Genomic DNA, 8,691 nt, shown 5'->3' on the forward strand with positions numbered 1-8,691 from the left:
GGGTGCGGGCGATGTTCGGGGTGGCGGAGCGGTGTCCCTATTCACCTATTCCGATTGATTTAGTAGGTTATGCGCGTGACCAGGAACGACATCACCGCCGAGGCCCTGACGCTGACGCTGGCCGACGCCCGGCGGTTGCGTGCCGACCGCGCCCGGCAGGTGGCGGACGTGCTGCGCCGCCAGGTGCTGTACGGCGAGTTCCGCAGCGGCGCGCTGCCCGCCGAGGCCGAGCTCGTCCGGGAGTTCGGCACGTCCCGCAACACCGTCCGGGAGGCGCTGGACCTGCTGCGCGCCGAGGGCCTCGTCGAGCGCTGCCCCGGCGTCGGCACCCTCGCCGTCGCCGAGAAGTACCCGCACGGCCTCGAGCGGCTCCTCGGGCTCGCCGAGACGCTGCGCGAGCACGGCGAGGTCGCCAACGAGGTCCGCACCACCGGGCTGATCACGCCGTCCCGCGAGATCTCGGCCCGGCTGCGGCGGCCGCCGGGGGAGCCCGTCGTCTACATCGAGCGGCTCCGGCGGCTGAACGGGCTGCCGCTGTCCCTCGACCTCACCTACATCGCCCGCGACCTGGGGGAGCCGCTGCTCGCCGAGGACCTGGCCCGCACCGACATCTTCGTCCTGCTCGAACGCATCGCGGGGCAGCCGCTCGGGCTCGCCGAGGTCACGCTGGAGGCCGTCAACGCCGACCCGCACTCGGCCGCCACCCTGGACGCCCCGCGCGACGCCGCCCTGCTGGTGCTCGAACGCCTCACCCACCTCGCCGACGGCCGCCCGGTCGACCTGGAGTTCATCCGGTTCCGCGGCGACCGCATCGCGATGAGCGGCACCCTCCGCCGGACCCGCCCCTGACCCCCTGACCGCCGCGCCCAGCCCCTTACAGGAGAACCCATGTCCCTTGTGGAGCACCGCGCCGACGTCCCTGTGACGGTGGACGAGGCCCTCTGCATCGACGGCTGCACGCTGTGCATCGACGTCTGCCCGCTGGACGCGCTCGCCGTCCACCCCGAGACCGGCAAGGCGTACATGCACGTCGACGAGTGCTGGTACTGCGGCCCCTGCGCGGACCGCTGTCCCACCGGAGCCGTGACCGTCAACATGCCGTACCTCCTGCGCTGAAGGACGCCCGATGAGACTCCCTCTACTCAGAACCCTCGCGCTCGGCCTCGTGCCCTTGCTCGCCGGGTGCACCGTCGCCGGCAACGCCTCCGCGGGCGGCGGGTCCGGCCAGATCGTCGTGGGCTACCAGTCGAAGACGATCAACACCGTCACCGCCGGGACGCTGCTGCGCTCGCTCGGCTTCTTCGAGAAGCGCCTGAAGGAGCTGGACGGGAAGCACTCCGTCGTCTGGCGCGACTACGACACGGGCGCGCCGATCACCGCGCAGATGCTCGCCGGGAAGATCGACATCGGCTCGATGGGCGACTACCCGCTGCTGATCAACGGCTCGCGTGCGCAGGCGCAGGGCGGCGACGCCGAGACCCAGTGGGTGTCGGTGACCGGCTACAACCTGCGCGGAGCCCTGAACAGCGTGGTCGTCGCCCCCGGCTCGAAGGCGAGGACGCTGCGCGACCTGGAGGGCGAGACCGTCTCGGCGAGCGTCGGGTCCGCCGGGCACGGGACGTTCGTCCAGGCGGCGCGCAGATACGGGCTCGACCCGGCGAAGGACGTGAAGGTCGAGAACCAGCAGCCGACCGTCGGCGCGTCCGCGCTCCAGTCGGGCGCCGCCGCCGCGTTCGCGCAGTTCGTCGCCTGGCCTGGCCTGCTGGTGAACAAGGGCCAGGCCAAGCTGCTCTACGACGGCGGCGACCTGAACGTGCCGACCTTCCACGGCGTGGTCGTCCGCAAGCGGTACGCCGAGGAGAAGACCGAGATCCTTCAGGCGTTCCTTCGCGCGCAGATCGACGCGACCAACTACCTGCACGCGCGTCCGCTGGAGGCCGCGGAGTCGGTGGCGGCGACGACGGGACTGCCGGTGGAGACCGTGTACCTCTACAACGGCGCGGGCGGCGTCGCCACGTTCGACCCCACCATCAAGAAGGAGTTGCGGGACGCGTTCGTCCAGGACGTGCCGTTCCTCAAGTCGATCGGTGTGATCCAGACGCCGCTGAAGGTGGACCCGTTCGTCAACGACGCCTACATAAGGAAGGCGGTCGGCGCGTCCTACGACCGGCAGGCCGCTTCCACGGCGAACCCAGCAGCCGTCACTGGCACCGACGCTGTCTGCAACAAGAAGGTGGACGATCCCAAAACAGCGGGCGAGGTGTGGGTCAAGGGCGAGCCCAAGACGCGGCCGGTTGCCGATCCCGTCTGCCTACTGAAGAACGTGCGGGCGCTCCAGAGCGAGGGCAAGCAGATCAGGGCCGTGTACATCCCGGATACCGCGGCTGGAACGCGGTGGTTCGCCGACAAGGACATCTGGGTTGAGGACCCGTCCGCGAAGGCAGCGGAAAGGTTCAAGCCGTTCGCCACCCCGGAGGGCGCGCAGAAGTACGTCTCCGCCCACTCCGGCGCGAAGGTCGTCCCGTACGAAGAGGCGGTGCGGCGCGCATGAACGGCCTGTACCGGTGGCCCGTAAGGGTGGCGTCGCTGCTGGCCGCCGTCGCGGTGTGGCATCTGGTGACGGCCGCCGATCTGCGGCTCTGGGTCCGGTTCGACCGGTTCCCCGGCCCGGTCGAGGTCGTCCGCGAGTTCGGCCGCCAGGTGGAGCAGGGGCAGTTCTGGCAGGACGTCGCGCAGAGCCTCGTCAGGATCCTCACCGGGTTCGCGCTCGCCGCCGTCCTCGGCATCGCGCTCGGTGTGGCCACCGCCCGCTCCCGGTGGGCGGGGGACGTGCTGCAGCCGCTGTTCGAGGTGGCCCGCCCGATCCCCGCGATCGCGCTCGTGCCGGTCGCGATCCTGCTGTTCCCGGCGAACGAGCAGGGGATCGTGTTCATCACGTTCGCGGCGGCGTTCTTCCCCGTCCTGGTCAGCACCCGGCACGCGGTGAAGGCGCTCCCGGTCGTCTGGGAGGACGCGGTGCGCACGCTGGGCGGCGGGCGGTGGCGGGTCCTGGTCCGCGTCGTCCTGCCGGGGGTGCTGCCGGGCGTGTTCGGCGGCCTGTCCATCGGCATGGGCGTGGCGTGGATCTGCGTCATCTCCGCCGAGATGATCTCCGGCGACTTCGGCGTCGGCTACCGGACCTGGCAGGCGTACACGATCGTCGACTACCCCGGCGTGCTGGTCGGGATGGCCACCATCGGGCTGCTCGGCTGGCTCACGTCCGCGTCGGTGGAACTGGCCGGACGCCGCCTCACCCGGTGGCTGCCGAGGGAGGAGCGGTCATGAGCAGCGAAGCGCACCGGGGGGTGCGGGGGGTCGCCCCCCCACGAGAAGCAGGACCGGGGCTCTCGCTGCGGGCCGAGCGGGTGACGCTCGGGTACGGCGGGCGGGCCGTCGTCCGCGGGCTCGACCTGGACGTGGCGGCGGGCGAGATCCTCGTCGTCGTCGGGCCGTCCGGGTGCGGGAAGTCGACGCTGCTGCGCGCGTTCGCGGGGCTGCTCCCGGCCGTGTCGGGGCGCGTCCTCGCGGACGGCGCGGCCGTCACCGGCGCGTCCGCCGACCGGGCGCTGATGTTCCAGGACGACGCGCTCCTGCCGTGGCGGACCGCGCGCCGCAACGTCGAGCTGGCCCTGGCGCTGCGGGGCGTCCCGCGCCGGGAGCGCCGCGCGGCGGCGGAGCGGTGGCTGGGCCGGGTGGGGCTCGGCGACGACGCCGGGCGGCTGCCGCGTGAGCTGTCCGGCGGGATGCGGCAGCGCGTCCAGCTCGCCCGGACGCTCGCCGCCGGGCCCCGGGCGATCCTCATGGACGAGCCGTTCGGCGCGCTGGACGCGCAGACGCGGGCGTCCATGCAGCGGCTCCTCCTGGACGTCCTGGCCGACGCCCCCGCCACAGTCGTGTTCGTCACCCACGACGTGGACGAGGCACTGCTGCTCGGCCACCGCGTCGTCGTCCTCGGTCCGGCCGGTGTCGCCGCCGAGTTCGCCGTGCCCGCGTCCCGCGACGAGGTCCTCGCCGCGCTCGGGGCCGGCGACCAGGTGAAGGAGGCCGTCTGATGGAGATTCCATCCGTGGCGGAGCGCCGGGAACTGAGCTGCGACGTCCTGGTGATCGGGGGCGGCACCGCCGGGACGATGGCCGCCATCACCGCCGCCGAGCACGGCGCGTCCGTGCTGCTGCTGGAGAAGGCGCACGTCCGGCACTCGGGTGCGCTCGCCATGGGCATGGACGGCGTCAACAACGCGGTCATCCCGGGCAAGGCAACGCCCGAGGACTACGTCGCAGAGATCACCCGCGCCAACGACGGAATCGTCAATCAGCGGACCGTCCACCAGACGGCCACGCGCGGTTTCGACATGGTGAAGCGGCTCGAACGGTACGGCGTGAAGTTCGAGAAGGACGAGCACGGCGAATACGCGGTCCGAAGGGTTCACCGGTCGGGTTCGTACGTCCTGCCCATGCCGGAGGGCAAAGACGTCAAGAAAGTGCTCTACCGGGTGCTGAGGCAGCGTTCCATCCGGGAGAAGGTGCAGATAGAGAACCGCGTTATGCCGGTGCGCGTCCTGACGTCGGACGGACGCGCCGTAGGCGCCGTGGGCTTCGACACCCGCAGCGGTGAGTTCGTCACCGTCTCGGCCGGTGCCGTGATCCTGGCGACGGGCGCGTCCGGCCGTCTCGGGCTTCCCGCGTCCGGCTACCTGTACGGGACGTACGAGAACCCCACCAACGCGGGCGACGGCCACGCGATGGCCTACCACGCGGGCGCCGAGCTGAGCGGCATCGAATGCTTCCAGATCAACCCGCTCATCAAGGACTACAACGGGCCCGCGTGCGCCTACGTCGCCAACCCGTTCGGCGGCTACCAGGTCAACGCCGAAGGGACGCGGTTCGTCGACTGCGACTACTGGTCGGGCCAGATGATGGCGGAGGTCAAACGGGAGATCGACTCCGCGCGCGGCCCCATCTACCTCAAGCTCACCCACCTGCCGGACGAGACCCTGACGGCGCTCGAAGGCATCCTGCACACCACCGAGCGGCCGACGCGCGGCACGTTCCATTCGGGACGCGGCCACGACTACCGCACCCACGACGTGGAGATGCACATCTCCGAGATCGGGCTGTGCGGCGGGCACTCCGCGTCCGGCGTGTGGGTGGACGAGCACGCCCGCACCACCGTGCCCGGCCTGTACGCGGCGGGCGACCTGGCGTGCGTCCCGCACAACTACATGATCGGCGCGTTCGTCTTCGGGGACCTGGCGGGGGCGCACGCGTCCGCCCACCCCGGTCCCGGCGCCGAGCTGCCCGAGGACCAGATCCGGGCGGCGCACGAGCTGATCTACCGCCCGCTGCGCAACCCGGACGGGCCGCCGCAGCCGCAGGTCGAGTACAAGCTCCGCCGGTTCGTCAACGACTACGTCGCGCCGCCCAAGACGCAGGCGAAGCTGGACATCGCCGTCGAGACGTTCACCCGCATGGAGGCGGAGATCGCCGGCATGGGCGCGCGGACCCCGCACGAGCTGATGCGCTGCGCGGAGGTCACGTTCATCCGCGACTGCGCGGAAATGGCGGCGCGCTCGTCGCTGACCCGCACCGAGAGCCGCTGGGGCCTCTACCACGACCGCGCCGACCTGCCCGAACGCGACGACGCGGCGTGGATGTACCACCTCAACCTCCGGCGCCGGGACGACGGCGCGATGGAATTCGTCAAGCGGCCGGTCGCGCCGTATCTGGTGCCGGTCGGGGAGTTCACCGTCCCGGAGCCCGGAGGCGAGCCGGTCGTGCTCACCCCGGCCCCCGCGGCGCCGCTCGTGGCCGCGTCCGTGCCCGCGTCCCCGGCCACGGCGGCGCGTGCGGCTGTGGCGATCGGGCGCTCGCCGCGGCTGCTCGAACTCCAGGAGCTGGCCGAGACGGGGCCGGGCGTCGGCGCCATCGCCCCGTACCTCGGCGACCCCGACCCGAAGGTGCGGCGCGCGGCCGTCGCGACGCTCACCGAGGTCGCCCCGGACGGCGTCGCCGCCGCCCTGGCGACCGCGCTCGCCGACGCGCACGGCTCCGTCCGGCGCGCCGCCGCGACCGCGCTCCGCGAACTGGTCGAGGTGCTGCCCGCGACGCCCGCCGTGCGGGACGATCTCGCGCCCGCGCTCCGCAGCGAAGACCCGATCGTCCGCGCCGCAGTCCTGGACGTCCTGCGCGCTCTCCGGCTCGGCTCCCCGGCCGTGTTCGGGGACGCGCTCGGCGACGCCGACCACCGCGTCCGGCTCCAGGCCGTCCGGGGGCTGGTGGCCCACGACGCCGCGGACGAGGTCGCCCGCGCCGCGGCCGATACGTCCCGCGAGGTCAGGGTGGCGGTGGCGCACGGCCTCGGCACGATCGGCGACCCGGCGGCGTCCGAGACGCTCGGTGCCCTCGCCGGCGACGCGGACGACCTGGTCAGGGCGGCTGCCTTCGAGGCGCTGGCGGGCATCGGCTGCCCGCATCCGCTGGACCTCTCCGCCGCCGGCGCCCTGCTCGACCCGGCCTGGCAGGTCCGGGCGGGCGCCGCGCGGGGCTTGGCCGCGGCCTCCGCGGACATCGCGCCCGACCCGCTCGTCAAGGCGCTGGACGACCCGCACCTGGACGTCCGCAAGGCCGCCGTGATCTCGCTGGCCGCGTTCCGGGACGTCACCGCGGTGCGCGACGCCCTGAGCAGGGCGCAGGACGACCCGGACGCCGACGTCCGCGCCTACGCCCGCCGCGCCCTCAGCGAAGCGCCGTGAGGGCGATCAGCGCGGCCGTCGTGGCGGTCTCGACGAGCGCGCCGAGGACGTCCCCGGTCACGCCGCCCAGCCGCCGCACGGCGTGGCGGAGCAGCAGGAGCGCGGCGCCCAGCGCGACGATCACGGCCGCCACCGCGTGCAGAGCGCCGCCGAGCCCTCCGGCGCCTGTCCCGGCCGCCGCCGCGGCCACCAGGACGACGGCCGTGACGGTGAGCGCCGCCCGGGTCGGCACAGAGCTCGCCACCAGCGCGCCGAGCCCGTCCGGGCGTGCGGACGGGACGCCGGTGCGGCAGGCCCACGGGAGGGCGAGGCGGCCCGCGACGGCCGCGACGATCACCGCGACGGCCGGGTCCGGGGCCGTGGCCAGGGCCGACACCTGGATCAGCAGGGCCACCAGCAGGGCCACGACGCCGAACGGCCCGATGTCCGACCGCTTCATGATCGTCAGGGCCTCGGCGGCGGGGCGTCCGCTGCCCAGGCCGTCCGCGAGGTCGGCGAGGCCGTCCAGGTGCAGCGCCCGGGTGATCGCCGCCATCGCGGCCATGGCGAGCGCAGCCGCGACCAGGCCGTCCAGGTCGAGCAGGTCGCCCGCCAGCAGGACCAGCGCGGCGGCGCCGCCCACGATCAGCCCGACGGACGGTGCCAGCAGCATCGCCGCCCGCGCCGTGCCCCGGTCGACCCGCTCCGACCCCACCGGAACGACGGTGAGCAGCGTCACCGCCAGCCGCAGCCCGGCGATCATCCGAGCTCCAGGACGCGCCCCGCGACGACCAGCGCCGCCTCCTCCGACTCGGCCGCGAGCCGCTGGTTGAGAGCGCCCAGCACGTCGCGGAACGCCCGCCCGGACGCGGTCGTGGGCACGAGCGCCAGACCGACCTCGTCGCTCACCGCGACCACCCGCGCCTCCGTCCCGCGCCACGCCGAGACGAGGTCGTCCAGGAGCGGGTGGACGAGGGAGGGGGCGTCCCATGCGGCGACTTCGTCCATCGCCGCCGCCAGCCACGTGCCGATGCCGTCCACGAGGACCGCCCCTGTCTCGTGCTTCAGGACGCTTACGAGATCGGTCGTCTCGACGGTCCGCCACCATGCCGGACGGCGGAGCCGATGCGCGGTGACGCGTTCCGCCCATTTCGGGTCGTCGTCACGCACCGGCCCGGTCGCGACGTAGAGGACGTCCGGGCACGCGGCCAGACGGAGTTCCGCCTCGGCAGACTTGCCCGACCGCGCCCCACCAAGGAGCAACGTTCGATGCGGGCCGTGATGTGGGCGATTCCAGAACGCCAAGCGGCGCTCAAGCTCGCCCGCTGACGACACGCGGTGGTCGACGTGGATCGCCGCTACCTCCGTCTTGGCCGAAACCGCCCCGACGTGGCGCAGATAACCCAAGTGCTCCGGTGAACCGGCCAAGTCCAGCAGGACGGCGTCGTACTCCACCCCCTGCACCGGCTCCGGCCTCGTCCCCGGTCCGGACGCGACCAGCGCCCGCCCTCCGTGAGGACCGCGCACCTCGAAACCGCCGGGGACGTCCGTCCGGGAGCAGTCCTCCAGCGGGACGCCGTCGACGGCGGCGCGCACCGGCTCGTGCCGGACCCCGGCGGCGCGCAGCCGGTTGCAGGACGCGCACCGGCAGCCGGGCACGGGCCAGCCGCCCGGAGCGGCGATGCCGCGAAGCTCGATGTCCATCTTGGTCGGAACTCTACGGTTACGCTCACCTGGAAGGATCACGACGCCCCATCAGGAGGTCCAGGTGGGCTATCCCCCGAACGCGCCGTGGCCGGGCGGCCAGGGCCAGGGCGCGCAGCCGCCCCACGGCGCGCAGCCGCCGTACGGCCCGCCTCCCGTCCCGCCGAGCGGCCCGCCGCCGCCCGGCGGCCCCGGCTGGCAGCCAGGCGCGCCCGGCC

The 8,691-nt window shown here is 73.5% G+C and carries 8 protein-coding genes; 6 read left to right on the top strand and 2 right to left on the bottom strand.

Annotated features, from left to right (window positions below):
* Nucleotides 1-75 precede the first annotated feature (75 nt).
* Genes E1287_RS40145 through E1287_RS40170 form a run of 6 tightly spaced genes read left to right on the top strand, consistent with a single transcriptional unit; the run spans nucleotide 76 to nucleotide 6,790 of the window.
* Nucleotides 76-849 (top strand): GntR family transcriptional regulator, encoded by a 774-nt coding sequence (locus tag E1287_RS40145; RefSeq protein WP_243719768.1) that lies wholly within the window; start codon nucleotides 76-78, stop codon nucleotides 847-849.
* Nucleotides 850-888: 39 nt separating this feature from the next.
* The gene (locus tag E1287_RS40150; RefSeq protein ID WP_067884863.1) at nucleotides 889-1,116 is read left to right on the top strand and encodes a 4Fe-4S dicluster domain-containing protein; all 228 of its coding nucleotides are present in this window, start codon (nucleotides 889-891) and stop codon (nucleotides 1,114-1,116) included.
* 10 nt (nucleotides 1,117-1,126) lie between these two features.
* The gene (locus tag E1287_RS40155; RefSeq protein ID WP_131970874.1) at nucleotides 1,127-2,551 is read left to right on the top strand and encodes an ABC transporter substrate-binding protein; all 1,425 of its coding nucleotides are present in this window, start codon (nucleotides 1,127-1,129) and stop codon (nucleotides 2,549-2,551) included.
* Nucleotides 2,548-3,324, top strand: coding sequence for an ABC transporter permease (locus E1287_RS40160; RefSeq protein WP_131970876.1), 777 nt, complete (start codon nucleotides 2,548-2,550; stop codon nucleotides 3,322-3,324). Before E1287_RS40155 ends, E1287_RS40160 begins: the two co-directional genes overlap by 4 nt.
* Nucleotides 3,321-4,091, top strand: coding sequence for an ABC transporter ATP-binding protein (locus E1287_RS40165; RefSeq protein WP_131970878.1), 771 nt, complete (start codon nucleotides 3,321-3,323; stop codon nucleotides 4,089-4,091). Before E1287_RS40160 ends, E1287_RS40165 begins: the two co-directional genes overlap by 4 nt.
* Complete coding sequence (locus E1287_RS40170) at nucleotides 4,091-6,790, top strand: fumarate reductase/succinate dehydrogenase flavoprotein subunit (protein ID WP_131970880.1); 2,700 nt, start codon at nucleotides 4,091-4,093, stop codon at nucleotides 6,788-6,790. The genes E1287_RS40165 and E1287_RS40170 overlap by 1 nt, the downstream gene beginning before the upstream one ends.
* On the opposite strand, the gene E1287_RS40175 is transcribed toward E1287_RS40170, so the two are convergent.
* Both E1287_RS40175 and E1287_RS40180 read right to left on the bottom strand, forming a co-directional pair.
* Nucleotides 6,774-7,532: an adenosylcobinamide-GDP ribazoletransferase gene (locus E1287_RS40175; protein ID WP_131970882.1), complete on the bottom strand. Its 759-nt coding sequence runs from the start codon at nucleotides 7,530-7,532 to the stop codon at nucleotides 6,774-6,776. The genes E1287_RS40170 and E1287_RS40175 overlap by 17 nt on opposite strands.
* Complete coding sequence (locus E1287_RS40180; RefSeq protein WP_131970884.1) at nucleotides 7,529-8,473, bottom strand: bifunctional adenosylcobinamide kinase/adenosylcobinamide-phosphate guanylyltransferase; 945 nt, start codon at nucleotides 8,471-8,473, stop codon at nucleotides 7,529-7,531. Before E1287_RS40180 ends, E1287_RS40175 begins: the two co-directional genes overlap by 4 nt.
* Nucleotides 8,474-8,691 lie beyond the last annotated feature (218 nt).

Origin of the sequence: Actinomadura sp. KC06, from assembly GCF_004348735.1 — a bacterium.
GTDB lineage: Bacteria > Actinomycetota > Actinomycetes > Streptosporangiales > Streptosporangiaceae > Spirillospora.

What these genes read in the sequence shown, in the direction of transcription:
- E1287_RS40150 (WP_067884863.1), top strand. Translation starts at nt 889, where the DNA reads ATGTCCCTTGTGGAGCACCGCGCCGACGTCCCTGTGACGGTGGACGAG.
- E1287_RS40155 (WP_131970874.1), top strand. Translation starts at nt 1,127, where the DNA reads ATGAGACTCCCTCTACTCAGAACCCTCGCGCTCGGCCTCGTGCCCTTG.
- E1287_RS40160 (WP_131970876.1), top strand. Translation starts at nt 2,548, where the DNA reads ATGAACGGCCTGTACCGGTGGCCCGTAAGGGTGGCGTCGCTGCTGGCC.
- E1287_RS40165 (WP_131970878.1), top strand. Translation starts at nt 3,321, where the DNA reads ATGAGCAGCGAAGCGCACCGGGGGGTGCGGGGGGTCGCCCCCCCACGA.
- E1287_RS40170 (WP_131970880.1), top strand. Translation starts at nt 4,091, where the DNA reads ATGGAGATTCCATCCGTGGCGGAGCGCCGGGAACTGAGCTGCGACGTC.
- E1287_RS40175 (WP_131970882.1), bottom strand. Translation starts at nt 7,532, where the DNA reads ATGATCGCCGGGCTGCGGCTGGCGGTGACGCTGCTCACCGTCGTTCCG.
- E1287_RS40180 (WP_131970884.1), bottom strand. Translation starts at nt 8,473, where the DNA reads ATGGACATCGAGCTTCGCGGCATCGCCGCTCCGGGCGGCTGGCCCGTG.